The sequence below is a fragment of the Pseudoalteromonas aliena genome, assembly GCF_038155085.1.
Taxonomy (GTDB): Bacteria; Pseudomonadota; Gammaproteobacteria; order Enterobacterales; family Alteromonadaceae; genus Pseudoalteromonas; species Pseudoalteromonas aliena_A.
The window spans coordinates 24,657-51,512 of sequence record NZ_JBAKAU010000002.1; the positions used below are offsets into that span (position 1 = coordinate 24,657).

At 39.9% G+C, this 26,856-nt stretch carries 21 protein-coding genes and 1 pseudogene; 11 read left to right on the top strand and 11 right to left on the bottom strand.

The genetic code is table 11. The features are described 5' to 3' along the window. Window positions 1-188 precede the first annotated feature (188 nt). Window positions 189-341: pseudogene (locus tag V6260_RS02950) on the top strand (transposase); the annotation flags it as partial. Between the two features lie 85 nt (window positions 342-426). Further along, entirely contained in the window at window positions 427-1,401 is a 975-nt protein-coding gene (locus V6260_RS02955) for a transposase (protein WP_341592603.1), read from the top strand. Between the two features lie 585 nt (window positions 1,402-1,986). Here the strand turns inward: V6260_RS02955 and V6260_RS02960 are convergent. The 3 genes from V6260_RS02960 to V6260_RS02970 all read right to left on the bottom strand — a co-directional run bounded on the left by V6260_RS02960 (window position 1,987) and on the right by V6260_RS02970 (window position 8,638). Then, window positions 1,987-3,918 (bottom strand): methyl-accepting chemotaxis protein, encoded by a 1,932-nt coding sequence (locus V6260_RS02960; RefSeq protein WP_341592604.1) that lies wholly within the window; start codon window positions 3,916-3,918, stop codon window positions 1,987-1,989. A gap of 632 nt (window positions 3,919-4,550) precedes the next feature. After that, entirely contained in the window at window positions 4,551-6,134 is a 1,584-nt protein-coding gene (locus tag V6260_RS02965) for a tetratricopeptide repeat-containing sulfotransferase family protein (RefSeq protein ID WP_341592605.1), read from the bottom strand. Window positions 6,135-6,220: 86 nt separating this feature from the next. After that, a complete protein-coding gene (locus tag V6260_RS02970; protein WP_341592606.1) occupies window positions 6,221-8,638 on the bottom strand; it encodes a TonB-dependent receptor in 2,418 nt (805 codons plus the stop codon). Between the two features lie 478 nt (window positions 8,639-9,116). On the opposite strand from V6260_RS02970, the gene V6260_RS02975 reads away from it, so the two are divergent. Further along, on the top strand, window positions 9,117-10,211 hold the full coding sequence (locus V6260_RS02975) for an NADH:flavin oxidoreductase/NADH oxidase (RefSeq protein ID WP_341592607.1): 1,095 nt from the start codon (window positions 9,117-9,119) through the stop codon (window positions 10,209-10,211). 73 nt (window positions 10,212-10,284) lie between these two features. Next, window positions 10,285-11,481 (top strand): MFS transporter, encoded by a 1,197-nt coding sequence (locus tag V6260_RS02980; protein WP_341592608.1) that lies wholly within the window; start codon window positions 10,285-10,287, stop codon window positions 11,479-11,481. A 57-nt stretch (window positions 11,482-11,538) separates the two neighbouring features. Here the strand turns inward: V6260_RS02980 and V6260_RS02985 are convergent, their stop codons facing one another. The 3 genes from V6260_RS02985 to V6260_RS02995 all read right to left on the bottom strand — a co-directional run bounded on the left by V6260_RS02985 (window position 11,539) and on the right by V6260_RS02995 (window position 14,795). After that, complete coding sequence (locus tag V6260_RS02985) at window positions 11,539-12,402, bottom strand: DMT family transporter (protein ID WP_341592609.1); 864 nt, start codon at window positions 12,400-12,402, stop codon at window positions 11,539-11,541. 232 nt (window positions 12,403-12,634) lie between these two features. Next, the gene (locus V6260_RS02990; protein ID WP_024591884.1) at window positions 12,635-13,378 is read right to left on the bottom strand and encodes a FadR/GntR family transcriptional regulator; all 744 of its coding nucleotides are present in this window, start codon (window positions 13,376-13,378) and stop codon (window positions 12,635-12,637) included. A 430-nt stretch (window positions 13,379-13,808) separates the two neighbouring features. Next, window positions 13,809-14,795: a Gfo/Idh/MocA family oxidoreductase gene (locus V6260_RS02995; RefSeq protein WP_341592610.1), complete on the bottom strand. Its 987-nt coding sequence runs from the start codon at window positions 14,793-14,795 to the stop codon at window positions 13,809-13,811. Between the two features lie 198 nt (window positions 14,796-14,993). Here V6260_RS02995 and V6260_RS03000 point away from each other — a divergent pair, with 198 nt between their 5' ends. Beyond that, window positions 14,994-16,595 carry a GMC family oxidoreductase gene (locus V6260_RS03000; protein WP_341592611.1) on the top strand — a complete coding sequence of 534 codons (1,602 nt, stop codon included), beginning with the start codon at window positions 14,994-14,996 and terminating at the stop codon, window positions 16,593-16,595. A 27-nt stretch (window positions 16,596-16,622) separates the two neighbouring features. Here the strand turns inward: V6260_RS03000 and V6260_RS03005 are convergent, their stop codons facing one another. From V6260_RS03005 to V6260_RS03015, 3 genes are all read right to left on the bottom strand, one after another. Then, complete coding sequence (locus V6260_RS03005; RefSeq protein ID WP_341592612.1) at window positions 16,623-17,438, bottom strand: class I SAM-dependent methyltransferase; 816 nt, start codon at window positions 17,436-17,438, stop codon at window positions 16,623-16,625. Window positions 17,439-17,441: 3 nt separating this feature from the next. Beyond that, window positions 17,442-17,843 carry a hypothetical protein gene (locus V6260_RS03010; protein ID WP_149593147.1) on the bottom strand — a complete coding sequence of 134 codons (402 nt, stop codon included), beginning with the start codon at window positions 17,841-17,843 and terminating at the stop codon, window positions 17,442-17,444. Window positions 17,844-17,910: 67 nt separating this feature from the next. After that, on the bottom strand, window positions 17,911-18,330 hold the full coding sequence (locus V6260_RS03015; RefSeq protein ID WP_341592613.1) for a DUF3429 domain-containing protein: 420 nt from the start codon (window positions 18,328-18,330) through the stop codon (window positions 17,911-17,913). Window positions 18,331-18,611: 281 nt separating this feature from the next. Between V6260_RS03015 and ahpC the strand changes: the two genes are divergently transcribed. Together ahpC and ahpF are read left to right on the top strand one after the other, a co-directional pair. Then, window positions 18,612-19,181, top strand: a complete 570-nt coding sequence (ahpC, locus tag V6260_RS03020) for an alkyl hydroperoxide reductase subunit C (protein WP_002960601.1) — start codon at window positions 18,612-18,614, stop codon at window positions 19,179-19,181. Between the two features lie 155 nt (window positions 19,182-19,336). Next, complete coding sequence (gene ahpF, locus V6260_RS03025) at window positions 19,337-20,911, top strand: alkyl hydroperoxide reductase subunit F (protein ID WP_341592614.1); 1,575 nt, start codon at window positions 19,337-19,339, stop codon at window positions 20,909-20,911. 108 nt (window positions 20,912-21,019) lie between these two features. Here ahpF and V6260_RS03030 read toward each other — a convergent pair whose 3' ends face one another. Continuing rightward, window positions 21,020-21,907: a LysR substrate-binding domain-containing protein gene (locus V6260_RS03030; protein ID WP_341592615.1), complete on the bottom strand. Its 888-nt coding sequence runs from the start codon at window positions 21,905-21,907 to the stop codon at window positions 21,020-21,022. A 115-nt stretch (window positions 21,908-22,022) separates the two neighbouring features. Here V6260_RS03030 and V6260_RS03035 point away from each other — a divergent pair, with 115 nt between their 5' ends. The 3 genes from V6260_RS03035 (at window position 22,023) to V6260_RS03045 (ending at window position 24,791) form a co-directional block, all read left to right on the top strand. Beyond that, window positions 22,023-23,195 (top strand): MFS transporter, encoded by a 1,173-nt coding sequence (locus tag V6260_RS03035; RefSeq protein ID WP_341592616.1) that lies wholly within the window; start codon window positions 22,023-22,025, stop codon window positions 23,193-23,195. A 426-nt stretch (window positions 23,196-23,621) separates the two neighbouring features. Next, complete coding sequence (gene dkgB / locus V6260_RS03040; RefSeq protein WP_341592617.1) at window positions 23,622-24,437, top strand: 2,5-didehydrogluconate reductase DkgB; 816 nt, start codon at window positions 23,622-23,624, stop codon at window positions 24,435-24,437. Window positions 24,438-24,503: 66 nt separating this feature from the next. After that, window positions 24,504-24,791, top strand: a complete 288-nt coding sequence (locus V6260_RS03045) for a putative quinol monooxygenase (protein WP_341592618.1) — start codon at window positions 24,504-24,506, stop codon at window positions 24,789-24,791. Window positions 24,792-25,074: 283 nt separating this feature from the next. Here V6260_RS03045 and V6260_RS03050 read toward each other — a convergent pair whose 3' ends face one another. Further along, window positions 25,075-25,734 (bottom strand): DUF6058 family natural product biosynthesis protein, encoded by a 660-nt coding sequence (locus V6260_RS03050; RefSeq protein WP_341592827.1) that lies wholly within the window; start codon window positions 25,732-25,734, stop codon window positions 25,075-25,077. A 171-nt stretch (window positions 25,735-25,905) separates the two neighbouring features. On the opposite strand from V6260_RS03050, the gene dapA reads away from it, so the two are divergent. Beyond that, window positions 25,906-26,823, top strand: coding sequence for a 4-hydroxy-tetrahydrodipicolinate synthase (gene dapA / locus V6260_RS03055; protein WP_341592619.1), 918 nt, complete (start codon window positions 25,906-25,908; stop codon window positions 26,821-26,823). The last annotated feature ends 33 nt before the right edge of the window (window positions 26,824-26,856 follow it).

A 26,856-nucleotide genomic window follows, 5' to 3' on the forward strand; every position in this document is an offset into this window, starting at 1 on the left:
GAGCCTACGCTCAATCGAACTACTGTATAAAAGGCTTTGGTTGCAGCCAAAGCTTGGGCCTCACATTACCCGAACTAGGTTAGAATAATAATTAATTTATGGGTTATTATCCATACAAGTCACTCAAGCAGGACAATGTTCCTCACCCGTTTTAGTGGACACCTCCTCATCACTTTGAGGAGGCTAAAATGCCTAGATATACCCAACCTAGAAAGACATGGTTTTACCCCGTTAATTTCAAAATCAAAGCAGTCGAACTAAGCTTACAAGACGATGTCATGTCAAAGGACGTTGCCGAGGCGCTAGATATTCATCCGTTAATGCTTAGTCGTTGGCGCAAATAGAAAAGACACCCACTCAAAATTTTGCACTTTTACGCTCAAAGTACTACGCTTTATTTAGTGCAAAAAACAAGCAGGGTATCTTATGGCCATCGCAAGAAAACGACAAATAAGTTTGGTTGATACAAAATATTACCATTGTATTTCACGTTGTGTTCGTCGTGCATTTTTATGTGGCGAAGACTGTTTTACAGGCAAGTCTTACGAGCATCGCAGAGGGTGGGTTGAAGATAAACTGCTTGAATTAGCCAAGGTATTTTGTATTGATGTGTGTGCTTATGCTGTAATGAGTAATCACACCCATTTAGTATTGTATGTTGATGATAAGAAAGCGAATAGGCTAAATGATAAAGCGATTATTATTCGCTGGCATAAACTCTGTAAAGGTACATTGCTAACGCAAAAATATGTACAAGGTGAAAAGCTAAGTAAAGTTGAACTCATCTTTTTTAACCAAACAGTTAAACAATACCGAGAGCGCTTATCAAGTATCAGTTGGTTTATGCGGCTATTAAATGAAGACATTGCGCGCAGAGCAAATAAAGAAGATAACTGCACAGGCCGCTTTTGGGAGGGGCGCTTTACGTCTCAAGTATTATTAGATGAAGCAGCCCTTGCGGCCTGCATGGCCTATGTAGATTTAAACCCCATTAGAGCGAAAATGGCTAACACCCCAGAGGAGTCAGACCATACCAGTGTCCAACAACGTCTAACATATGCAAAAGAAGGCAAACAACCAAAACAGCTCCTTCGCTTTGCAGGCATGCCACGTCAAACAATGCCAAAAGGGCTGCCGTTTGAGCTTAAATCGTACCTTGAACTTGTTGAATTAACAGGACGTTGTATACGAGAAGATAAACGTGGTTATATTGAAAGTTCGCACTCACCCTTACTCGAAAGAGTGAATATCTCCCCAGAAAACTGGTTAAAACTCACCACGCAATTTACGCGCGTATTTCATGGCGCAGTTGGCAGGCCAAGCTCACAAGTAAGTTATTGTGAAAATTTAAACAGAAAGCGGCGAGCAAATATCAGTAACTGCGAAAAGCTACTTGCATAAAGCTTAAGCTACTCAGTAAAACTATTCAGTAATAAATCACAACTGCATCATGCAGCCATTTTTATGCGTGTGATTTAGGTTTAATAGGGTTAATGAAAGTAATTCAGTAGGAAAGGTAAATTTTTAACCTAAAGATAAATTTTATGAAACAGTTTAGCTTGTATAATTAAAGTGGCTGTCTAGTTTCGTCTCCCAAGCTTCAACAGACTTAAGCTTAACTCTTTCCTTTAACCTTACTTCGTAATACTGGACTTCCCATACATTTGAGCTGGATGAGGGTAATAAGTTGATACGTAATAATGATATTTATTACGCTTTTACTCTCGGCTAATTGTGCTATGAGAACGATTTAGTAATCGGCCCACCTCCTGAACTTGTAGTTTAGTAGAGGGGGTGCACTTCGACCTTGAATTTGGCGCACAGTTTGGCTTGTATAATTAAAGTGGCTGCCTAGTTTCGTCATGGTCAATTAAGCATCAAAACTAATAGTTAAATTGAATTAAAAAACCACACTAAAGTATAACCAATAAATTAGTGTGGTTTTTAATGTATATTTTTTAATTAGCTTGCCGTTGAGGTTTATTTTTAGCTGTTTTTTAAAGTGAAATACTTTAATGTTTCTTTCATTGTGGCAGCCTCGTTACTTAGCTCTTCTGCCGCCGCAGCACCTTGAAGTGAGCCTGCTGCATTTTGTTCAACAACATCGCCTACTGATGTGATGGAACGAGAAACTTCGTCTACAGCATGTGCTTGTTCGCCTGTAGCTAACGCAATTCTATTCACTAATTCAGTTGTATCATTGATTCTTTTGAAAATATCTTGAAGTGCTTCAGATGTGCTTTCAGCAATGGCTGTGCCGCTGTCAGTTTTAGACGAAGACAGCTGAATTAACTTTGCGGTCTCTGCAGCTGCGTTTGTACTTCTTGATGCAAGCCCTCTTACTTCGTCAGCTACAACCGCGAAGCCTCGACCTTGCTCGCCTGCTCTAGCTGCTTCTATTGCAGCATTAAGTGCTAGTAAGTTGGTTTGTTCTGCAATTTCATCGATAGTTTGAAGAAGTGTTGCAATATTTTCTCCCGCGACTTTAATCTCATTCATAGCAATAACCATTTCTTGCATGTGTTGTTGACCTTCAGTCACTGCTGTTTGGGCTATGTTCGAATATTCGCTTGCTTCTTTGGCACTAGCCGCATTTTCACTTGTTTGTACTGATAATTGCTCTAAAGCAGCAGCAATGGTTTGTAAGTTACCTTTTTGTTGGTTAGCACCATCGGCAAGTGCGTGGCTAAAACTAGACACTTGAGAGCTTCCCGTAGCAATTTGATTTCCGGCACCTTGGATGTCAGCAAGTATAGAGTGTAGATTTTTAACCATGTCTTGCAACGCTTGTCCGAGTATATCTTTATCGGACGTTAATATAACTTCTGCAGAGAGATCACCATCAGCAATTTTACGCGCTAACGTGGCTTTATTTTGTAAACTACTAACCATCTCGCGAACTGCTGCGTATAGGCTGGTATCTAACTCGTTGTTATTCTGTAGCTCTATCGTTAGATCGCCTTGGGATACATGTCTTACAATATTAGTTACATCAGAAGGGTCGCCACCTAAATTACTTAGTGTTGAACGTGTAATAAATACCGCAATAATAATGCCAAATAAAAGAGCAAAAAAGGCGATGACCTCAACCATTATTGTTGCTGTTGAATTATTTTTTTGTAGATTTGAGCCTAATGTACTCTGACTATCTTCTATTAATAATTTAAGCTCTTCAGTTGTGTCAGCAATTTCAGGCCCAATACGGTTTAGTGTGCTGTTAACTAAAGTGTTTCTGTTGTTTACTACCTTTACTACGTCATTAAAAGCTTGTTTATATATAGCACTGTTTTTAATTACACTTTTAAGTAGTGCTTGGCGCTTTGAGTCTTGTAATTCATCGTTTAGAACTTTTAGCGTTACATCCATGTTAGTAAACTCTTGCGCAACACGGTCTGCATCATTTTTTGTATTAGAGGTTAAAAACTTCATTACATACAAACGCGCTAATAATAAATTTCGTGTTACTAGAGAAGCATTATAAGCTGCTAACATATCATCATCATTTTTTGCTGAGATCAGAATGTTTGACAAATTTCTTTCTATTAATGCTCCTTTTATGTTCAGTACGTTATTAATTAACTCATTTTGTTCTTTTTTGAGTATAACAACGTCATCAAAAGCACTATCGTATTGATTCAGTAGCGAACTTAGCTTCTGAACTTTTTTTATGCGTTCTGGGTTTGTAATAAGGCTACTGGCTTTAGTAATGTATTGCTTAGTTTCCTGTAAATAAGATTCAAATTCTTGTCTGTCTTTTGTACCAGAGGTAATAATGAAGTCTTTTAAGTTCATACGTAGCATCAGCATACTTGCTTGTACCTGATCTACAATGTCGTTAACTTGCGCCAAAGATCTATAATCATCAAACCCTTTTGATGTTGAAGTCAGAGTAACGTAACTTGTTATGCTAACAGACATAAGCAAAATTAGAATAAATGAAAACCCTAAATATAGTTTTCTTGAGAAGTTGAGCATTATCAGGCTTCCTGATTAAATAATTGAGTTAAAATAATATGAGTGCATTGTATCTTTAATAGGTAAAACATTAAACCAAGTTATTACAAATAAAAGACATATTGCACTACCAATTTGTTAACCAATGTAAGGTTTTTGGCCACCTATTAAGAAAAAATGGTTTGCTAATAAGCTACAACTTTGGTTAAAAATGACGAAATTAAAGCCTGCAACTTAATTCGTTGTAACCAAATCAGAAGCAACTAAAGTAATGAGGGAGAGTCAATCAGTCGTCAGTAAATGGGTTGCTAAATAAAAGTACGGTAAGTCGGGTTACTTCTAGTAAATTTGTCATTTTGTCGGATATTGTGGCTCCGCCACTTACCCGATCAACGTCAAAAGCTAGGTTAGTTAAGCCTAAGCCGCCACCCAACACGCCTTCAAAGTCTGCTTATTACACTTCCCAGCCACACAACATAAAATATTGATAATAATCGGTAGGGTATTTTACTATGTCGGATGGCGCTTCGCTTATCCGACTTATACATACACAAAGCTGTTTATTTGGATTCACCTTCCGTCCAAAGTAAAAACGTCTATTGAACACTAATATCTTGCTTTAAAAGGTACTTAACTGCTTTATCAGTATGGGGCTTAAACGCCTTCCAACGGCCAATTGCTTTATTATTAAGTGGTTGGCGTACTTGCATTTTACTTGCAGTAGAAACTGGTGCGGTGTTTAAGTGAAAATCTATACATTGCTCCTGCCAATCTAAGTTACAAAAGCTGACTAACTCTTTAATTTGTTGCTCGGGCTGTGCGACTAATTCTTCGTATTTTACTAATTTTATATTGCTGTGTAGCATGCTGAAGTGCTGCATTAGGTTGTAAAAACGGCTGTAAAATTTAGCGGTGTCGAGTAGGTCGAGCGAGTACGCGTAGTAGGGGTTATTAATGGTAAATAATTGGCGATAGTTGCCAATACAGGTGTCCATTGGATCGCGCAGCATACAAATGATTTTAGCGTTTGGCAGTGCTTTGGTTATTAAGTCGATATAAAAAAAGTTAAACGGGAGCTTATCAATAAAGTGTTTATGGCTGCCTGTTATTACGCGTGTTGCGTTTAAATAGGTTGACCCAAGCTGATTAAAATCAAGCTCGTAGGCTTTACTGAGCGTTTGAGTGTCGAGCACATGGGGTGTTTGTGTTTGGCTCAGCTTTTTAACACTTAGGCCAAAGTCTTGTAATTCACCGGCTGATTGCACGTCGCTGTGGCTCGATAAAATACGCTCAACCAATGTGGTGCCAGAGCGGGGCATGCCTAATACAAAAATAGGTTCGGCCGTTGGGTTACCTTGTGTTAGCGCTTGTGTGTGTTGTTCACTTAAGCGTTTAATATGTTCAAATAATTCAGTTGAGCTTTTATGGTCAAACGGCTGCACAGCACGTTTTGCTACTTTACCTTGCTCCAGCGCGTTAAAAGCCTCTGAATATTCACCAATATCTTGATACTCTTTTGCTAAAGCATGGCCAATATGCAGTTTTGCATCGGAGTGCGTTACTTGCTCAAATACGTTTTTTAAGCGCTCAATATGGTTGTTTTGCTTACTTACTTTAGTTAAATCACTTAATGCAAAATGACTTTGATGATGCAGCGGGTTAAGCGCTATGGCATTTTCAAAAGCGTGTTGGGCTTTATCAAATAGTCCTAAAAACTTAGCGCTTACACCGTAGTTATAATAAAACGGTGGTTGAGCATTATTAGCTGCTGTAGCCAGTGTAATAGCGCGCTCAAAGTAGTTAAGTGCGTGTTCGTGAATGCCTGCTTGAGTAAGTGCAACGCCAAGTGTGTCGGCATCAAGGGCTTTAGTTATTTGTTTTAATGGCACCGATAGGGCAGTATTTTTTGCTTTTTGTAATTCGCCAGTAAGTGCGTAACATTTAGCAAGTTGCGCGGTGTATTCAATACTTTGGCCAAGTGTGAGGGCTTTTTCGATGAGCTTTATTGCTTTGTGTATTTGCCCAACAGTTAAATTAACCATTGCCAGCAAAAAGTACCCATCAGCAAAGTCTGGTTTGAGTGTAACTAACTCCACTAGGGCTTTGTGTGCTTGCTCTATTTTACCTTGGTTTAGGGAGTGTATTGCGCTTTGATGAAGTTGCTTTAAATTTGGCTGCATGGTTTGGTAATTATTATTTTGTAAAAGAAAATAAAAAGGCTCAAATAAATTTGAGCCTTAAAACATTGTTTAAAAATTACTATAAATTATATTTCAAATTTGTAGTTAAATTTAACACCTACCGTAAGCGGGCGATTAATGTAATGGCCGTAGTTACGTTGTATGTCGGCACCATTTGCTGATGTTATATCGGCATTTGAACGACGAACGGATGTAACCGCGTATTTGTTGAATAGATTATCAACATATAGGGTAGTTGACCATGCATCAGCTGTTAATTTAGCTGATATATTACTTAAGCTGTAACCTGGTAGTGTTTCGCCATTATCACGAAGACCTACTCTTGAAAGCACGTCGCTTTGCGCAGTTAAACCGTAGTTAATATCAAGCGTTTTGTCGTTAAACACGTCTGTTTGATAGTTTACACCCATCGAAAATTGATTTTCAGGTGAGCCTGGTAAACGGTCGCCATCTTCTGCGCCATCGGTACCATCGGCATTAAACAAAAATGGTGCGTCTGATGTTAGCTCTGCTTTTGTGTAAGCGTAGGTTGCGTATACTGAAAACGAGTCAGATAAAATGGCACGGGTTGAAATTTCTACCCCTTTTGCATTCGCGCTGCCTGCGTTTGAAAGGTACGTTAATTGACCTATATCTGTAGCGCCTGTAATTTGTGCATCATCCCAATCTACGTTAAATAACGCGGCGTTAAAGTGTAGCTGGCTTCTAAACCATGTACTTTTAAAGCCTAGCTCGTAGTTTGTTGTGGTGTCGGCTTCATATAATAATTCGTCAGGTTTACCACAACCTGTTTGTTGATCCTCAACAATTGGATCTGGGCAAGACACTAAACCGTTTGAACCGCCAATTCTGAAACCTTCGCTTACTGTTACATAGCCCATTACAGAGTCAGTAAACTGGTATTTAGCATTAAATTTAAATAAGTTACCGTTATCGGCTGCTTCGTCTTTTTCGTATGCAACGGTGATGTCGTCAGGACCCGCGCCACCATACAATGTATTTGCTAGTGGGAAGTCAAAAGCCGCTTGCGACTCTATATCGTACTTATAAAAACGGGCACCAATGGTCACATCTAATTTGTCGGTAACTTGGTAGCCAACTTCGCCAAATAGTGCAGACTCAGTTACGGTACTTTTTGTAAGCTCTAAGTACTCTAATGAGTCAGGTCTTAGCTGCTCGCCACCAAAGTTATCAACAGCGAATTGGTCAAACCCAGGAGTAAACTCTCTGCTTGACGCTTCGGTTTCTGTTTTGTTGTAAAAGCCACCCACAATCCAGTTAAAGTCGCTGTTGCTTTGCGACACTAAACGCAGCTCTTGAGTGAAGGTATCTTCTTCGTCAATTTCACGGGTAAACGTTGAAAACGAAGGGAATTCTTCATAGCCGTAATCAAGACGAATAAGTAAATCTGTTTGGTCGCGTTGGCCGTCGGCATCAAAGCTCGAAATACCGGTTGCCGATACTAGCTCTGCAAAACCTAGGTCGGCTTTTAGTTCGAGGCTTAGTAATTGATCTTCTTTCTCGCGCGGCTCTTCAAAGCGATAAGCCGATTCGTATTTACCTATTACATCGCTTAAACCGTTGTTTGCATTAAGACTGTTGTAATGAACAATCGAGCGGCCTTCGCTATCTTGGTTTTGGTAAAAGTAGTTAAGCGTACCTTCAAACGATTCATTTGGTTTAAAGCGAACAGAAATACGACCTGTTGTGGTGGTTTCGCCGTTGGCATCTTTTACATTTTTAAGATTGTTGTTAACTGCTGAGCTGTCGCTCCAATCAGGATCTGGTAACGATACGCCAGGCTCGCGCACTACGTAACCGTAATCGATAAAACCAGGGTCTTCATATACGTTTAAGCTGGCGCGTACTGCAAGCTTGTCTTCAATAAGTGGCAGGTTAAATATAAAACCGCCTTCGCCACCTAAAGAGTCACTTTCTTTTGTTTGAAACAGATCGCCGTAAACTTCAAGCGATGTAAAATCAAGCTCAGGTTGTTTAAGCATGTAGCGAATTGCGCCGCCTAATGTGCCTGCACCATAAAGCGTGCCTTGTGGCCCAATTAATACTTCAACGCGCTCAATATCTACCAAGCGCATATCAACCGAAACCGGAATTTCGTTAATGTAAGTAGATACAGTGCCGCCATCTGATGATGGACCAGATGAGTTTGTATTTAAACCACGAACAATAATAGGCGAGCCTGAGCGGCCACCTTGATCGGTAATTGTTAAACCAGGTACCCAGCGCGCTACATCCGCAAGCTCATTGATATTTTGATCTTTCATAATATCTGCATCAAGGGCTGTAATATTTAACGGTGCATTTTGCACAGAGCCGCTGCGCCTTGTTGCTGTAACTTCGATTACTTCGAGTGATTTGTTTTTAGCTGCAACTTCTTCTTGAGCAAGTGCGGCATTAGGCAATAAAAATACGCTAGAAACAGCGCTCGAAATAGCCAAGGTTAACAAGCTTGGTTTAAACATAAAAAATGATCCCCGGTTCAAATGTTTTACATTAGTAAATTAAGTTAAGCAGTTTATCAGGGAGTGAAGTAGCTGGGAATATTTAAATTGAATTTTAATTCACTTTTATAGAATAAATATAGTTTGTTTGTGGGGTTTTTATTTAGTTAATAGGCAATGCAAGCAATAGCTTAGTGATATTAGGTACGGTTAGGTTGAAAATTTTACTTTTGTTTAAGGGTAAATAGTCATTCATTTTTTAAAAATGGCTTTATGACGTGCTCGTTAAACAAATTATTACATTAAAATTAATAGTTTATAATGTCATTAGTTATGCTTTTATAAGCACTATTAAAGTATATTTTTATCCCCATTAAAAGTGTTAAGTCGCCATTATTAGTGACAGTTTAAGTTATTGAGTGAGCGTGCTTGATTGCCGCTTCGCATTCTCTTTTTTATTTTGTCCGCACTTTTTTGTGCGTGTTTTTAAGGATTAACAATGAGCCAACTATTTTCACCTTTATCACTTGGGCAAGTAACACTAGATAACCGTATTATTATTGCACCCATGTGCCAATATTCAGCAAACAATGGCGCTGCTAGCGATTGGCACACTATTCATTTAGGCCAATTGAGTTTAAGTGGTGCCGGGTTACTTATTTTAGAAGCAACAGCAGTAAACCCAGTTGGGCGTATTAGCTATGGCGATTTAGGACTTTGGAATAACGAAACCCAGCAAGCACTAGGCAAAAGCCTAAAAGTAGTAAGGCAATATAGCCCTATGCCTATTGGTATTCAGTTAGCGCATGCCGGGCGCAAAGCATCAACTGAAAAACCATGGGACGGTGGCGATGCCATTGCACCTGATGAGGTAAATGGCTGGCAAACGTTCGCCCCTTCTGCAATTGCGTACGACGATAGCAGCCCAGTACCAAAGGCAATGAGCCAATCTGACATAGATTCACTAGTTAAAGACTTTGTCAGTGCAGCTAAACGCGCAGATGAACTCGGCCTTGATTTAATCGAGCTGCATGGTGCGCACGGTTACCTATTACATCAATTTTTGTCGCCACTTTCAAACAAGCGTGATGACAACTACGGTGGTAGCCTAGAAAACAGAATGCGCTTATTGCTTGAGGTATTTAAAGCAGTACGCGCGGTGTTCCCAAGTGAAAAAGCAGTGGGTGTGCGTATCTCGGCAACCGATTGGGTTGAAGGCGGCTGGGATTTAGAGCAATCGATAGTGCTTAGTAAAGCGCTTGATGAACTCGGCTGTGACTTTATTCATGTAAGTACTGCGGGTTTAAGCCCAGAGCAACAAATACCAGTAAAGCCTAATTTTCAGGTGCCGTTTGCAACAGCCATAAAAGAAGCTGTGAATATGCCTGTTATAGCGGTGGGATTAATTACACAGGCGCAACAAGCCGAAGATATTATTAGTGAGCAGCAAGCCGATGGCGTAGCACTAGCGCGTGGTATTTTATATAACCCGCACTGGCCGTGGCATGCAGCTGCAGAGCTTGGCGCTACAGTAACTGCACCTAAACAATATTTACGTTCAAGCCCACATGGGCAGCCATCACCAATAAAATAAGTAAATTACGAGGTTATAACCCAACCCGCGTTTGCTGGTTGGGTTTTATTATTTTTATAAAGTAGAGACACACATGACCCAAACAGGCGTTTCAGGGCAACCACTTAGCAATACACTCGTTACTATTATTGCTTTGTGTTGCGGCCTCATTGTTGCCAATATTTACTACGCTCAACCTATAATTGAGTTACTAGCCCCAGAAGTTGGATTAAGTTCACGCAGTGCTAGTCTTATCGTATCGCTTACACAAATAGGCTACGCTTTGGGGTTGTTTTTTTTAGTACCGTTAGCTGACTTAATTGAAAATAAGCGTTTAATGCTTATTACTTTAGCTGTGTCGTTTTTGAGTTTAGTGGGTACGGCACTGGCTGATTCACCCAATGTAATGCTTATTTTGTGTTTGATGATAGGTATAAGCTCGGTGTCTGTTCAGGTGCTTATTCCGCTTGCTGCGCATTTATCGTCTGACGAAAAACGCGGACAAGTCCTTGGCAATATTATGGCGGGTCTCTTGCTAGGTATTTTGCTGGCAAGGCCTATATCGAGCCTAATAGCCGATCACTTTGGTTGGCGCGCTGTATTTTACTTTGCAGCAGGGTGTATGGTGTTTATTGCAGGAGTAATTTATTTTGCTATTCCAAGCAGGCAACCTACTCATAAAACAACGTATTTTAAGTTATTAAAATCGCTTAAGCAGTTAATGATAAGCCAGCCAGTGCTACGCCAACGTTCACTTTTTCAAGCGTTAATGTTTGCATCGTTCAGTTTATTTTGGACAAGCGTACCGGTTGTGCTTGCTCGTGAGTATGGTTTATCGCAATCAGAAATAGCATTGTTTGCACTAGTGGGCGCCGCAGGTGCTGTAGCTGCCCCCATTGTTGGTCGCTTGGCAGATAAAGGTTATACGCATCAGGTATCGTTATCTGCCAAACTCATTGCAGTAGTGTGCTTTTTACCAAGCTTATTTGAGTTACCTTACGGTATTATAATATTGGCATTAACCGGTGTGTTTATTGATTTTGCTGTGCAGGCCAATATGGTATTGGGTCAACGTGCAGTGTACGCACTAGAGCCACAAAGCCGCGCGCGTTTAAACGCTATTTACATGACGAGTATATTTGCAGGTGGCGCAGTAGGCTCGCTTATTGCCAGCCCATTATATGAAGCGGGCGGGTGGACTGGTATTGCACTGGTCGCTACGGGCATGCCGCTTATTTCGTTGATTGGCTATTTGGTTACAACTAAAAAGCAAAGTAAGGCTGTGAGTTAAAAATCACTGCAAAGAGCGCAATAAAGTCACCATGTGCGTGGTGACTTTGGTAGTTAATTAAGTAGCCTGTTTTTTTGCGTTTGAAAACGAGCTACCAACAGATGCAATAATCACAAGTAAAATAGCGAGCCATTGCCATAAAGTAAGCAATTCACTCAGTATAATAAACCCTGCGAGCGAGGCTATTGCAGGCTCTAAACTCATCATTACGCTAAACCCTTGTGAAGGCATGTTGCGAAGCGCAACCATTTCAAGTGTGTAAGGCAGTGCGCTTGATAAAATAGCGATACCTATACCCAGTGGGATAATTTCCCATGTAAACGCGGCGCTTTGCATAATGCCGCCGTAAGGTACTAAAACTATAGCGGCAACAGTCATTCCCAATGCGACAGTGGCTCCACCAGAGTTTTGTGTGCCCGTTTTTTTTCCAAATAATATATAACCTGCCCAACATGCACCCGCACCAAGCGCAAGCGCTACACCTAACGGATCAAGGCTATCTTGGCCGCTCATATCAGGAAGCAGAAGTAAAATACCGGCAATAGCACAGGCAACCCAAAATAAGTCACGTTTATGGCGTGATGAAAAAAGGGCAACAGAAAGCGGGCCTGTAAATTCAAGCGCTACACCAATACCTAGTGGAATGCGTTCAATGGCGTAATAAAACAAAATGTTCATGCCACCTAAACTTAAACCATACACAATTATAGAAATACGATTACCCGACGTGGGTAAGTGTTTCCAAGGCTTAAACACTAAGCAAAGTATAAAGGCAGAAAAACCAAGCCTAAGGGCCGTCGTGCCTTCAGGGCCAACAATAGGAAAAAGCTGTTTTGCAAATGACGCGCCCGTTTGAATGGTCATCATAGCAAGCAGTACACACACTATAGCCAGTAAATAACTTTTTGAAGATGCTTGCATTTTAATCCTTGAGTTGAGTAACTCTATCAATTAGTTACGTAATGCAGGGAGTATAAAAGCTAAACTCGCCCAATATTAATGGCGGCATAGTATCTTTTTTTAAATTTATAGGTAAGTGTTTGCGACCAAAAATAACGCAATTAAAAGTATATTAAATAGGGTGGGTAAATAAAGTAAGAGGTAAAGTTAGCAAACAGATGTTTGCTAACTTTAATAATTTGATTAAAAGGCCTTAGTGAGCACTTTTATTAACTAAGCCATCAAGCGAGTAGAGGCCTCGTTTTTCATCATTTTTTCGTTTAATTTCTTCAAGTGCACGCGATTCTACGGCATCAAATAAAGCATTAATTAAGCGGTTAAAATGTTTGTGCATTGCAGTACGTGCTGCATTTGCATCATGCGACTTTAGGGCTGTATAAATAGCGGTGTGTTCATCCATAACGCACTCGTTATTGTTTTTACACACACTGCCATAGTCAGCAACAATTTGTGGGTTTGTTAAACGTAAATCCCACAAGTTAGACACTGCAAATTCAAGTGCTTTATTGCGCGTTGCTCTAGCTATAATTTCGTGGAACTCACGGTCGGCTTGCTCAACATAAAGGCCTTTTTCCATGGCAATTAATGTTTTATTTAGTTGCTCTAGTTCTTCTTCTGTAATGCTTTGAGCAGCTAAAGCGGCAATTTCGCCTTCAATTAATGCGCGAGCTTGAGTAAGTTCAAATGCACTGATCTCTTTTGATTTTATAGATGCATTTTTTTGTTCTACTACGTAAACACCAGAGCCGGTTTTAACTTCAACTCGGCCACGTACTTCTAATGCGATAATAGCTTCTCTAATGGTAGGGCGACTTACATCAAACATTTCTGCAAGTTCACGTTCAGGTGGTAAACGACTCCCAGCAGAAAATTCGCCTTGATTTATTAAAGACTCAATTTTATCAACTATGCGCCAAAATAAGCGACGATTACCCATACTTTACCTTCATTACCTTAAGGAATAATGGCCTCTGGGGCCTAAAAGTCAAAACCAACTGTTAATACCAGAGGTTACCTCAAAATTCACTATTATGTCAAAATTCTAACGCGATGTTATGGTTAAAAACCACTATACACCAATGGTTGCATTCTTGTATTACCAATTTAGTTTAAAATAATGCAATTGGCTAGCTTGATTGGTAATGTTTTTATGTGTTAGGTTAGTTTTAAGGTTATTGAATAATAAACATTGGTAATAATCCGAATTTGGGTTGTTAGTGCTAAGTTTGCTGTAGAAGTATTTGATTGCCCATGGATGGGGATCGCTATTTTTAAATGTGTTTTATAAAATGTGTCGTTGTACGAGAGCTATTTAAGCTTTCTTCTGGGCGTTAACTGTCGTTGGTTAACGCCCATATTTTATTTAATTAGTCGTTAGGATATACAACCCCAAGCTGTTTGCGCGCTTCATCAAGAACGCTCATTACGTTACTGGCTAAAATATGTGTATTAACGGGTGACTCAAGAATATTTTGTTTCACTAATGACATAAAATGCTCAACTTCGTATTTCATAAAGTGCTCATCAAACGGCTGGGATATAACCTCTATATCACCATTATTAGCAATAAACTCCATCTTTTTAAGTTGCGATACGGCTTCTATACGTATGCGTCCAAGCTCACCTTGTATTTCGGTTATGTTGTCGCCTTGCGATATTTTAGAGTAGCTAATAACGGCTTGTTTATCTGAGTAGTTTAGTAATACATCCCCCGCACCATCAACACCGGTATCAAGTAATACGCCACTTGCACTTACGCTTTTTGGTGCCCCCCAAAGTGCAATTAATAAATACAGTGGGTAAATCCCTAAATCAACTAAAGCACCATTAGCAAACTCGGGTAAAAATGTGTTTGGGCGTTCGCCATTTTTATACTTATCGTAACGCGATGAATATTGACTGTATTGGCCAATATATTTACGTGGTGTGCCAATCTTTACCATTGCCTGTTGCAGCAGTTCAAAGTTAGGCAAGTGAGTGGTCATCATGGCTTCCATGTAAAGACGCTGATGTTTTTTTGCTGTAGCTATAATGCTTGCAAGTTCTTTAGAATTGGCTGCAGATGGTTTTTCGCCAAGGATATGTTTACCCGCTTCTAGGCACATAACGGCATATTTTTTGTGTAAGCTGTTAGGGGCAGCTATGTAGACAGCATCGACATTTTGATCTTGGCAAACTTGCTCGATTGAGGTGAAAATAGTTGCTTGTGCATTTTGTGGGTGTTTGGCTAAAAATGCTTCGCCGCTTGATACTGCGCGCGAGCACACCCCATATAAATTAAAATCGTTTAAAGTATTTGCAGCAGCTAACAATGTGTCGCTAATGAAATTGGTGCCAACAATAACAAAGTTCATGCCCACTCCTTAGAAAATATAAGAGCGAGAATTGTATCATTTTAAATTTTCGCCTGTTTGTTTTAAGGGTTAAGTTTTTAATGTGTTTAGGTTTTAATTAACGTCGTTTTTTAGCTGAGGGTTTATGCAATATAAATAGCGATTAATTAGCAGGTTTTATGTATTGTGGTGTAAATAAAAAGTAAACGGTTAAGTTGTATGAGCACAGAGTATGATTACATCATAATTGGCGCAGGTAGTGGTGGCTGCGTAATGGCATCGCGCTTGTCTGAGGATAAAAATGTAAATGTGTGCTTAATTGAAGCGGGCGGCAGCGATAAAAGCGCATTTGTACAAATGCCAGCAGGCATAGCCGCGAGTGTACCTTATGGCATAAATAGCTGGCATTACAATACGGTGCCACAAAAAGCGCTTAATAACCGTTGTGGATTTGTGCCGCGTGGCAAAGTGCTGGGTGGTTCAAGCTCGACTAATGCAATGGTTTATATAAGAGGTAATAAGTACGATTACGACCAATGGGCGGCTAATGGCAATACGGGATGGGATTTTGAGAGTTTACTTCCGTACTTTATTAAAGCTGAGAACAATAAAGCGTTTACAAATAATGAGCTGCACGGAACAAAAGGCCCGCTACATGTACAAGAGCTAAATAACCCAAGCGATGTAAACCAGTATTTTTTAAATGCAAGTGTTGAGCAGGGCGTTAATTTAAGCGACGATATAAATGGCAAAGAGCAAAGTGGTGCACGTTTATCGCAGGTAACTCAGCACAATGGCGAGCGTTGTAGTGTAGCAAAAGCATATTTAACACCGTATTTAAAGCGCCCCAATTTAACGGTATTAACCCATAGCCACGTTAATAAAATAAACATAACCAATAAGATAGCGCAAGGCGTGCAAATAGAGCGTAATACAGAGGTTATTAATTTACGTGCTAAAAAAGAGGTAATACTTAGTGCTGGCGCTATTAATTCGCCGCAGGTATTAATGCTTTCAGGTATTGGCCCTAAAGCTCAGTTAGGCGCACATAACATTAAGGTTCAGCACGTACTTGAAGGTGTTGGTGCTAATTTACAAGATCACTTAACGGTAGTGCCACTTTATAAATCAAAAACAAGCAAGGGTACATTCGGTATAAGCCCGCTAGGTATTGCAAGCATTATAAAAGGCTGCTGTAATTGGTTTAGTAAACGAGAAGGGCGATTAACCAGTAATTTTGCAGAGTCGCACGCGTTTATAAAATTATTTGAAGACTCGCCAGCGCCCGATGTGCAACTAGAGTTTGTAATAGGGCTGGTGGACGATCATAGTCGTAAATTACACGCTGGGCATGGTTACAGTATACACAGCAGTATTATGCGCCCCAAAAGCCGAGGAACTATTACATTAGCCGACAGCAACCCACGTAGTGCTCCACTTATAGACCCTAATTATTTAAGCCATCCAGATGATTTAACCATAATGCTTGCTGGTCTTAAAAAAACGCTCGCTATTATGCAAAGCAAAGCCTTTGATACTATACGCGGTAAAATGCTCTATCCGCTTGATATAAATAATGATGAACAGTTAATTGAGTTTATACGCAAAACGGCAGATACCGAGTATCACCCAGTAGGGACATGTAAAATGGGGCAAGACTCAATGGCAGTGGTAGATAATAATTTACGAGTACACGGGGTAAGCAACTTACGCGTAGTTGATGCGTCCATTATGCCTACCATTATTACTGGCAACACAAATGCACCGGTAATTGCGATTGCTGAAAAAGCAGCTGATTTAATTAAACACGAAAACGTATAATTGAATCAACTGTAATAGGGCTATTAATTAGGTATAAAACTCATTTAGCCATTGTTGCCAATCGCTTTCAAGGTGCAGCATTTGCTGATGCTTTTTAGCGTTTAGATGTTTGATTTCGTCCTCGCTTGCCATATAGGGTCCAACGCGGCAAAGAGGGCAATGGTTAGATGTTAAGTATGCAGGCTTGATAAGACGTGAGCTTAATTCGCTAGCGTGTGTATCAATACTTTTTGGGCTGAAAACGTAAGTTATGCCGCTTGTGTCTTTTACGTGTTTATCGCGGTCAACATTACGAATTTTATAACCTTCAAAGTTGCTAATATCAAAAGGGATTTGGCCTAAATAATCTGCGGTTAAACCGTTATTTAAACTCCCTTCTATATTCCATTCTCGATAAGGTTTTACATCCTTTGAAGTGATGTAACACAGCATTGGACCATTTTTATCAAGCGCGTATTCGTTAGCGTATTTAATAAATTGATGTAGTAAAGCGCGGTTTAACACGTTCATACTGGTTTGGCGGGTGTTGTTTTCAAACGCTTCACGGCCAACAAACGCAGGTATAAGCGGAAACTGAAAAATAACCACGTCAAAGCTGTGCTGGCTTTCACTTAGAGCTTGCCAACATGCGGGATTTGTTACATCAAAACTATTAAGCACTTCAACGTTGTGCGCTTTTAGGTTGCTAAGTGCATTGTGCTGATATTTTTGCTCAATAGTAGTCTGGTCATCGTAAGTGGATGCAACCAAAGCTTTTGGCGATAGATGAGTGTAAATAGCGTTCGAAAACGATAAATCGCCATCGCCTACGGTGAGTATTCGCCATTGAGGATTTAAATACATATTTTATTTAGCGTTTATGTTTGTAGCAGTATTATTTATATCGCTATTTGTTTGTGAGTCTTTTGCTAGTAAACGATGAAACGCAAGTCTGGTTTTTAATCCTTCGATTGCGATTTGTTTAATAATAAGATTAAAGGTAATTAAAATAGCCAAGGCAATATGAATAGGGCCGTGAGTAAATCCTGCATCTGTATCGTACAGTGTTAAACCAAAAAGCAAAAATAAGACGACTAAAAATATTTCGAGTAATTGACTTGAATAAAAGCTTAAACGGCCTTCGCTTTTATGATCTTTTTTAATGCGAATAGCACAAAAAAATGGGATCACTTTGATTTTAAATGCAGCGTTTTTTTCTACGTAGTTTTCGCCAAGTTCGTCGAGTTGTTGGCGCAGTTGGTCAATCATGGTGTGTCCTCAAATAGCAGTGCGCGGATATTACCCTATTACCACGCAATATTTAAGTTTACAGCTGCTATTTAGGGTAAATACTCATACCAATAGTCAGAATGTGACAAACAAACACAACAGAGGTGAGTACAAAGCGCATTTTTTGATAATCTTTATGATAGGTTTGCCATTGTGGCGTGGCTTTTTCAAATATAAGTACTAACCAAAAACTAGCACCTAGCCAAGCCAGTGCCCACTCTACAGGTAAAAATGATACAAATGGAACTGGGATAACAGGTAATACCGCTTTAATTGCATTGCTATAGCTTTGCTCTCCGGCGCGCCACAAGTTACCTGACATAAATGCTAAAATGGCGATACTGTAAAAAGTAAAAAACTCTAAGTTAAGGCTATTACTGCCAAACATGAGTGGCCAACCCACACACCCTAAAAACGGGATTAAGCCTAAGTAACCTAGTTGTATGTGGTTAACAAATTTTTCCATTACGGCGTGCCTTATATTTAATGACTTATGTGAAGGGCGGCTATTGTAGCAGTATTGCTATTAGCGGTCTTAATAATTCACCAGCGTTTGCAATTCAGCTAATCTTTACGATAACAATGATTATATAGTTCAATCCGAAAAATCGATTGTTTTAATCTAAACAATCAATTTTATTTAATTTCCCATTGGCCTTATTGTATTAATCAAGCCAACGCAGAAGGTCGTTTAAAACGAAAGCGTTGATTACTTTTAAAATACATAAACACAGATGAGGAAATACCATGAGCACTTCATTAATTAATACAAAATTACAACCATTCAATGCAACCGCTTACCACAACGGTGACTTTGTAGAATTGTCTGAAAAAGATGTTCTAGGTAAATGGTCAATCTTCTTCTTTTACCCAGCAGACTTTACATTTGTATGTCCTACCGAATTAGGTGACCTTGCTGATTACTATGCACAACTTCAAGAAATGGGCGTAGAAGTTTACTCAGTATCTACTGACACTCATTTTACTCATAAAGCATGGCACGATACGTCAGACACAATCGGTAAAATCACTTACCCAATGATTGGCGACCCAACTGGCCGTATTACTCGCAGCTTTGGTGTAATGATTGAAGAAGAAGGCCTAGCACTTCGTGGTACTTTTGTTATGAACCCTGAGGGCGAAATCAAAGTAATCGAAACTCACGATTTAGGTATTGGTCGTAGCGCTAAAGAACTAGTACGTAAAGTACAAGCTGCACAATACATTGCAACTCACGACGGTGAAGTTTGCCCTGCATCTTGGCAGCCAGGTGAAGATACACTTGCTCCTTCACTAGACCTAGTTGGTAAAATCTAAGCACAGGTTTACCCATTTTTACAAGGGCAGGTAACTGCCCTTAAATCAACAAACATTCGTTTGTTGGTGCCTCCTGTATCAATATACTTGTTTAAGCACATGCATTATTTGGCATGGGAGGCTTGCTGTTTAAATTTTCCTAAAAGGGTTAAGCCATGTTAGATAACAACATAAAAAATCAATTAAAAAGCCATTTCGAATCGCTTACTCAACCTGTTGAGCTGCTTATTGCCTTGGATAACAGCAAAAAATCAGCAGAAGTAGAAAGCTTAGCAAACGATTTAGCCTCACTGAGCGATAAATTTGCGGTAATGAACAATCCAGATACAAGCGCGCGTCGCCCGTCAATGGTTGTACATTCACCAATTAAAAACACTCATATTACGTTTGCAGGCGTACCTATGGGTCATGAATTCACAAGTTTAGTGTTAGCACTTTTGCATACTGGCGGACACGCAAGTAAAGCTAAAAGCGAAGACATTGAGCAAATACAATCGCTTACTCAAGTGCTGAACTTTGAAGTATACATAAGTTTAAGTTGCCAAACGTGCCCGCAAGTAGTGCAAGCACTTAACACTATGGCAGCGACAAACAGTAATATTAAAGCCACGATGATCGATGGCGCATTATTTCAAGACGAAGTAGAAGAGCGAAATATTTTAGCTGTACCGGCTGTATATTTAAATGGCGAACCATTTAGCCAAGGTGCACTGAGTCTTACCGACATACTTAATAAAGTAGATAGCAAAGGTGCACAGCGCCAAGCTGAGTCGCTAAGCAAAAAAGATAAATTTGATGTACTTGTAATTGGTGGTGGGCCTGCGGGCGCATCGGCTGCGATTTATTCAGCACGAAAAGGCTTAAATACCGGTATTGTTGCCGACCGATTTGGCGGACAAGTTGCCGATACATTAGCAATAGAGAACTTTATTTCGATTAAAGCGACTGAAGGCCCCAAATTGGTTGCTCAGCTTGAAGAGCACGTTAAAGAATACGACGTAGATGTAATGCATAATCAGCGCGCAGCGGCACTTGGTTATAACAATGGCTACGAAATTACACTTGAAAATGGCGCAGTACTTAAAGCTAAGTCACTCGTACTTGCAACTGGGGCACGCTGGCGTGAAATGAACGTACCAGGGGAGCAAGAATATCGCGGCCATGGTGTGGCATATTGCCCACATTGCGATGGTCCTTTATTTAAAGGTAAGCCTGTTGCCGTAATTGGCGGTGGTAATTCAGGTATAGAAGCGGCAATCGATTTGGCTAATATTGTGCAAAGCGTTACGGTACTTGAATTTGCAGACACATTACGTGCTGATGAAGTGCTTATTCATAAAGCTAAAAGCATGGCTAATATTACTATTATCAAAAGTGCACAAACAACCGAAGTACTTGGTGATGGTAAAAAAGTAACTGGCTTAATGTACACAGATAGAGTGTCGGGTGAGAGCAAAGAGCTTGAACTTGCCGGTATATTTGTACAAATAGGCTTAATACCAAATACCGAGTGGTTAAAAGACAGTGACCTTGAATTAAGTAAATTTGGTGAAATACTGATTGATGCTAAAGGCGCGACTTCATTACCAGGCATTTACGGCGCGGGGGATGCAACCAATACCCCGTTTAAACAAATTATTATTGCAATGGGCAGTGGTGCAACAGCAAGTTTAGGTGCATTTGATTATTTAATTCGTCATTCTGAAGAAGCTGATCAAAGCGCTGCTTAATGTAATTAGTAAACACCCTCTTGATATAACAGCAAGGCTACACCCATAGCTGTTTGTTAACCCAAGCCGCCCTTCTCCAAAGGCGGCTTTTTTGATTCCGTATTAGATTTACAAATCTAATCGTGGCTTTATAAAATCTAAAAACGCTGTAATGCGAGACGATATCGCATTATTTTTATAATACACGGCTTGTATAATTTCTCGGTTATTAGGTGAGCTAACTGCACTGGGTAACACTTCAACTAATTTACCTGTTTTTAGGTCATTGCTAATCATAAAGTGAGAAAGTAGCGCAACGCCTTGATTTGCAATACATAGTTGTCGTACTGTTTCGCCGCTGCTTGCGCTAAGCGAAAACGTAAATAAAGCGGGCTTTACTAACGGCCAAGTATTTAATTTAGGGGAGTCACTAAAACCAATTAACTTGTGATTATGTAAGTCATCTATTTGCGTAATTGCTGTGTTATTTTTTATATATTCTGGGCTGGCTACAATACGCAACTGACTACTGCCGAGTTTACGAGCATGTAAGTTTGAGTCTTTTAAATCACCAATGCGTATGGCTAAATCGGTTTTATGTTCAAGTAAATCAATAATGCTGTCGTGCGAGGTTATATCAAGCGTTATGTGAGGGTATTGCTTGGCAAATTCGCCAATTAAAGGTGTAAGTTGGTGTAATATAAACGGGCTTGCAGCATCTATTCGCAGATTACCACTTGGCGCTTGTTTTAAAAGTTTTATGGCCTCTTCACCGGTATAAAGTGTATTTAACCCTTCGCGCGCATATTTTATAAAAGTATGGCCCTCTTCGGTAAGTTCTAATCGGCGTGTTGTTCTGTTTAGTAAAGTGCATTGCAGTGTATTTTCAAGGCGTGATACAGCTCGCGACACTTTAGCCACTTGTTGGTCGAGCAAATTTGCCGCTCCCGAAAAGCTTCCACTATCTACTACCGTTATAAACGTTTCTAAATCTTCAGTTTTTGAATGAACAGCCATAAATATACCAACACCATATTTGCATTATTAGCAAAAGTATTTTGTCATTAATGCTGTTTTTTGCAAACGATATTTAGCCAAACTAGATTCTTCAAATATTAATGAGGATATAACTATGCCATTGGCTTTGTGGGCGCTTACCTTAAGCGCATTTGCAATAGGAACAACAGAGTTTGTAATAGTGGGATTAGTACCCACCATTGCAAACGACTTAGGCGTAAGCCTACCTTCAGCAGGTCTGCTTATAAGTCTATATGCGGTTGGCGTTGCCATTGGTGCGCCGGTGCTAACAGCTTTAACGGGTCGTTGGAATCGTAAAGCGGTATTAATAAGCTTAATGGGCTTGTTTGTATTGGGTAATTTACTTGCTTGGCAAGCGCCAGGTTACGAAACATTAATACTTGCTCGCATTTTGACGGGGCTGGCCCATGGTGTGTTTTTTTCAATCGGATCAATGATTGCCACAAGTCTAGTAAGCAAAGACAAAGAAGCCAGTGCAATTGCGATTATGTTTACCGGGCTTACTGTGGCACTAGTAACTGGTGTGCCACTAGGTACATGGATTGGACAGCATTTTGGTTGGCGTGCAACGTTTTTAGTTGTTTCGGTATTAGGTTTAATTGCATTAATCGGCAACTCTATTTTAGTGCCAAAAAACTTAAAGCAATCAATACCAGCCACGTTTAAAGAGCAACTACAAGTAATCGTAAAACCGCGTTTATTACTCGTATATTTAATGACGATATTGGGCTATGGCGGCACGTTTACAGCGTTTACTTATTTAGCACCTATTTTAGAGCAACAAACAGGCTTTGCGCCTTCGGCTATTGCATTAATAATGCTTGTTTACGGTGTATCGGTAGCGATAGGTAATATTTGGGGTGGAAAGTTGGCTGACAAACGCGGCCCAATTAGCGCACTGAGTATTATATTCAGCGCTTTGAGTGTTATTTTACTAATATTTACCCTTACGATGGAATCAAAAATTGCCGCTGTACTTACTATTTTAGTCTGGGGCGCATTTGCTTTTGGTAATGTGCCAGGCTTGCAACTTTATGTGGTAAAGCAGGCGCAAAAACACACGCCAAATGCGGTAGATGTTGCATCAGGATTAAACATAGCCGCATTTAATATTGGTATTGCACTTGGCTCAATTATTGGTGGTAGCGTAGTAGAGAACATGACTCTGCAAGATACAGCATGGATAGGCGCCGCTATCTCTGTTTTAGCACTCGGTGTTACACGCTACAGCGGTATGCTTGATAAACGTGAAATTCAGCAAGCATAGAGTCTTAGCAGGGTCTGTTGACCTTTTAGGATTAAATTTGTTCAATCTAGGGAGAATTTAATCACGGAGCGAGGTTTGTAACCTAGTGGGCTATGGGCTAAGTAAAAATCGAGGGACAAAGAGTAAATCCACCCTAGGAAGAACCTACAGGCAGCGCGTATTTGGCATTTATGCTGCGTTATCGCCTATTAATGTGGAACAACCACACTGCATAGGCTCTGCCTTGCCTAAATACCAAATACACTGCTGAAAATGTAATCTCTAAAGATTAACAGACCCTAACCTTGAAACTAAAATTAATGACCTCATACCTGTTATGAGGTCATTGATTTTTAAGTGACAGCCGTAATAAGAAGTAAAAGGTGTATTTTGTAAAGCTTCAGTGAAGTTTGTATTTCAAAACCGATTATTTTATAAGGATAAACCATGACAAAACGTGTAATAGAAATGCCAGAACTTGGTATGGGAACATTCCGCTTAGAGGGCGACACTGCCTATAACTCAGTAAAAATGGCACTCGAAGTTGGGTTTCGCCATATTGATACCGCACAAATTTATGGCAACGAAGAGCAAGTAGGCCAAGCCATAAAAGATAGTAATATTCCGCGCAGTGAAATATTCTTAACCACCAAAGTGTGGAATAACAAATTAAATAAAAGCGACTTTATCCCAAGCGTTAAAAAGTCACTTGAAAAGCTACAAGTTGATTCGGTCGACTTACTGCTAATTCATTGGCCATCGCCCGCTAACGATGAGCCAATGAGTGAATACCTTACTGAATTACTAAAAGCGAAGCAGCTTGGTTTAACTAAACACATTGGTGTATCAAACTTCACCATTGCAAACTTAAACGAAGCAATGCAAACACTTGATTCGCGTGAAATATTTACCAATCAGGTTGAGGTTCACCCATATTTAACTAATACTAAATTGCGTGCATTTTGTGCTCAGCACGATATACACGTGACAGCGTACATGCCATTTGTAGTAGGCAAAGTGCTTAAAGATCAAACCATTATCGACATCGCAAACAAGCACGATGCAAGCCCAGCACAAGTTGTTTTAGCATGGGTTAACGCCAACGGCATGACGACAATTCCATCATCAACTAAGCGCAAAAACTTAGAAGATAACTTTAACGACCACGTTAAATTAGATGATGAGGACATAGCCCGTATTGACGCCCTAGATTGCGACGACCGTCAAGCAACGCCTGATTTTGCGCCACAATGGGATCAGTAATAAAATATACAACACGATATTAGGTGCAGTAAAACTGCACCTTTATTTTTTAAAAAAGGACTCCGTATGTTAACGGTAATCGCCACTATATCGAGTAAAAATATTGATGCAGACGTTGTATTAACCGCACTCGAAAATCTGCAAAAGTACTCTCGTCAAGAAGTAGGCTGTCTACGTTATGAGCTATCGGTTAAAAGTGATGCACACCAAACGACTTATTTAGTGAGTGAGCAATGGGCATCTGATGAACATTTTGAAGCGCATAAAATTGAGCCACATTTTAAAGCCTTCGGTACGCAAGTAACAGGCTTAGTAACTAGCAGTAATATTGATGTGTATAAATCTATAGGCTAAATATAGCTAATAGATTCAATTATTTTAAACGGCGGCGTAATTATACATCGCCTTTTTTCTAGTTCTTATTTATATTTGAGGTCGAATTTACTGCAGACTGTTTGGTATTTAAGCAAGGCGGAGTCTGTGACGTGTGATTATCCCCCATAAACATGAGCTGCTCTTTGGGTTCTTTCTAGGGGCGATTAACTCTTTGTTGCTCGGTTTTTACTTAGCCCACTAGGTTACAAACCTCGCGCCGCGATTAACCCCCCTAGATTGAACAAATTTCAATCTACAAAGTTCAATACGCCCTAATAGACAAATCGTACTTTAAAATAAGCGCATCTATGTAACGGATGCGTAATGTATGTTGTTTTTCATGATCGGCGCCATGCCCTAACGCTTTGTTTAAAAGCTTTAGGGCGGGGTGTAGTAGCGCTCTTTCTTCTTGGTTTAAACTTGTTTTACTGCGCAGTTCAGTAATATCGTCAACTAATAGTCTGCCAATGTCTACCGAGACTATTTCATCTATTAATCCATTTTGAGTAAGTACGCCATACTTACTGCATAAAAACTGTTGCCAAACTTGCTGTAAGTGCTCGTCTATTTCACAGCCAAATAGCTCTTCATTAAACGTAAACCCTTGCTGAGCGAGTTTAGTTAGGCTTGCACTATATTGCTGTGCAAAATAATTAAAAGCATGGCTTGATGATTCTATTTTTTGTTTTAAAAGACCTTGCCCCCAATTAACGCAGCCGCGCGGATAATAATCGTCATATTCTTCGCATTCATACAAACCTGAATATGAGCTGCAGCTAAGTTGACTTTTAATACAGTAACTTGGTTTAGGGAATACACTTCGCTCTTGCCAAGCTAAAAGTATATCTGCATCTATGTTTAATGCTTGGCACAGTTCATCGGTGTTATAAAAATGAGTTGCTAAGTAGTCAGATAAACGCATAAAGCCTCTGGTATCGTTAAAAATAAAATACTGTTTATATATACAGCTATTCATTTTGTATTACCAAACCTAATAACACAAGCGATTTTATAATTAAATGTGTGCTTATACCTCCAAAAATACCGGTAAGTATGTTACAAATAGCGCAAGTTTTATAAATAATGAATTTTTATGCGCACCCTAGAGAAAATTAAACAAGCAAGCCTTATTACAGCTATTAAAACGCCATATTTAGCAAACGGTGAAATTGATCTCGCAAAGTACGATGAACTCGTTGAAATACAAATTGCAGCGGGTGTTGATGGCATTGTAGTCGGTGGCACAACTGGCGAAGGCCAGTTAATGAACTGGGAAGAGCATTTAATGCTTATAGCGCACAGTGCAAACAAGTATGGCGACAAACTAGTCATTGTTGGTAATACCGGTAGTAACAATACCCGTGAAGCTATCAAAGCAACTAAATATGGCTTTGCCAGTGGTATGGATGCAGCACTGCAAATTAACCCATACTACGGGCGTACGTCTATTGCCGGTGTTAAAGAGCACTTTAAACGCGTGTTAGATATTGGACCTGCATTTATTTACAACGTAGCAGGGCGTACAGGTCAAGACCTAACACCTGATATTATTGAGCCACTGGCACAGCATGAGCATTTTATTGGTGTTAAAGAGTGTGGCGGTAATGAACGTATAGCACACTACGAGCAGCAAGGTATTGCATGTTGGTCGGGTAACGATGACGAAAGCCATAATGCACGCCATATGCATAAAGCGCACGGTGTTATTTCGGTGACATCTAACCTTATTCCTGCGTTGTTCCGTCAGTTGATGGATACGCCAAATAACGAGCTAAATGAGTCGTTACAACCATTGATGAACTGGTTGTTCTGTGAGCCAAATCCGATTGCTATTAATACCGCTATGATGATGACTGGTGCAGTAAACCCTGTGTTTAGATTACCGTATTTACCGCTTAGTGATGAGCAACAAAAAGTCGGTTTGTCGCTCATAAATCAGTTAAATGAAACAGATATAGTAGGTGGTAGGGCGCAACGCTTAAATTTAGCTGATGTGTTAACTCTTTCTTAAGTATAGTTTTCTGGCCATGAATAAAGCATGCTT

Excerpts from the sequence above, each read along its gene's own strand:
- V6260_RS03050 (WP_341592827.1), bottom strand. The coding sequence starts at position 25,734 with ATGCGTTTATCTGACTACTTAGCAACTCATTTTTATAACACCGATGAA.
- V6260_RS03005 (WP_341592612.1), bottom strand. The coding sequence starts at position 17,438 with ATGTATTTAAATCCTCAATGGCGAATACTCACCGTAGGCGATGGCGAT.
- V6260_RS02970 (WP_341592606.1), bottom strand. The coding sequence starts at position 8,638 with ATGTTTAAACCAAGCTTGTTAACCTTGGCTATTTCGAGCGCTGTTTCT.
- V6260_RS03035 (WP_341592616.1), top strand. The coding sequence starts at position 22,023 with ATGCCATTGGCTTTGTGGGCGCTTACCTTAAGCGCATTTGCAATAGGA.
- dapA (WP_341592619.1), top strand. The coding sequence starts at position 25,906 with ATGCGCACCCTAGAGAAAATTAAACAAGCAAGCCTTATTACAGCTATT.
- V6260_RS03010 (WP_149593147.1), bottom strand. The coding sequence starts at position 17,843 with ATGATTGACCAACTGCGCCAACAACTCGACGAACTTGGCGAAAACTAC.
- ahpC (WP_002960601.1), top strand. The coding sequence starts at position 18,612 with ATGAGCACTTCATTAATTAATACAAAATTACAACCATTCAATGCAACC.
- V6260_RS02990 (WP_024591884.1), bottom strand. The coding sequence starts at position 13,378 with ATGGGTAATCGTCGCTTATTTTGGCGCATAGTTGATAAAATTGAGTCT.
- V6260_RS02960 (WP_341592604.1), bottom strand. The coding sequence starts at position 3,918 with ATGTCTGTTAGCATAACAAGTTACGTTACTCTGACTTCAACATCAAAA.
- dkgB (WP_341592617.1), top strand. The coding sequence starts at position 23,622 with ATGACAAAACGTGTAATAGAAATGCCAGAACTTGGTATGGGAACATTC.
- V6260_RS02955 (WP_341592603.1), top strand. The coding sequence starts at position 427 with ATGGCCATCGCAAGAAAACGACAAATAAGTTTGGTTGATACAAAATAT.
- V6260_RS03015 (WP_341592613.1), bottom strand. The coding sequence starts at position 18,330 with ATGGAAAAATTTGTTAACCACATACAACTAGGTTACTTAGGCTTAATC.
- V6260_RS02980 (WP_341592608.1), top strand. The coding sequence starts at position 10,285 with ATGACCCAAACAGGCGTTTCAGGGCAACCACTTAGCAATACACTCGTT.
- ahpF (WP_341592614.1), top strand. The coding sequence starts at position 19,337 with ATGTTAGATAACAACATAAAAAATCAATTAAAAAGCCATTTCGAATCG.
- V6260_RS03045 (WP_341592618.1), top strand. The coding sequence starts at position 24,504 with ATGTTAACGGTAATCGCCACTATATCGAGTAAAAATATTGATGCAGAC.
- V6260_RS02995 (WP_341592610.1), bottom strand. The coding sequence starts at position 14,795 with ATGAACTTTGTTATTGTTGGCACCAATTTCATTAGCGACACATTGTTA.
- V6260_RS02965 (WP_341592605.1), bottom strand. The coding sequence starts at position 6,134 with ATGCAGCCAAATTTAAAGCAACTTCATCAAAGCGCAATACACTCCCTA.
- V6260_RS03030 (WP_341592615.1), bottom strand. The coding sequence starts at position 21,907 with ATGGCTGTTCATTCAAAAACTGAAGATTTAGAAACGTTTATAACGGTA.
- V6260_RS02985 (WP_341592609.1), bottom strand. The coding sequence starts at position 12,402 with ATGCAAGCATCTTCAAAAAGTTATTTACTGGCTATAGTGTGTGTACTG.
- V6260_RS02975 (WP_341592607.1), top strand. The coding sequence starts at position 9,117 with ATGAGCCAACTATTTTCACCTTTATCACTTGGGCAAGTAACACTAGAT.
- V6260_RS03000 (WP_341592611.1), top strand. The coding sequence starts at position 14,994 with ATGAGCACAGAGTATGATTACATCATAATTGGCGCAGGTAGTGGTGGC.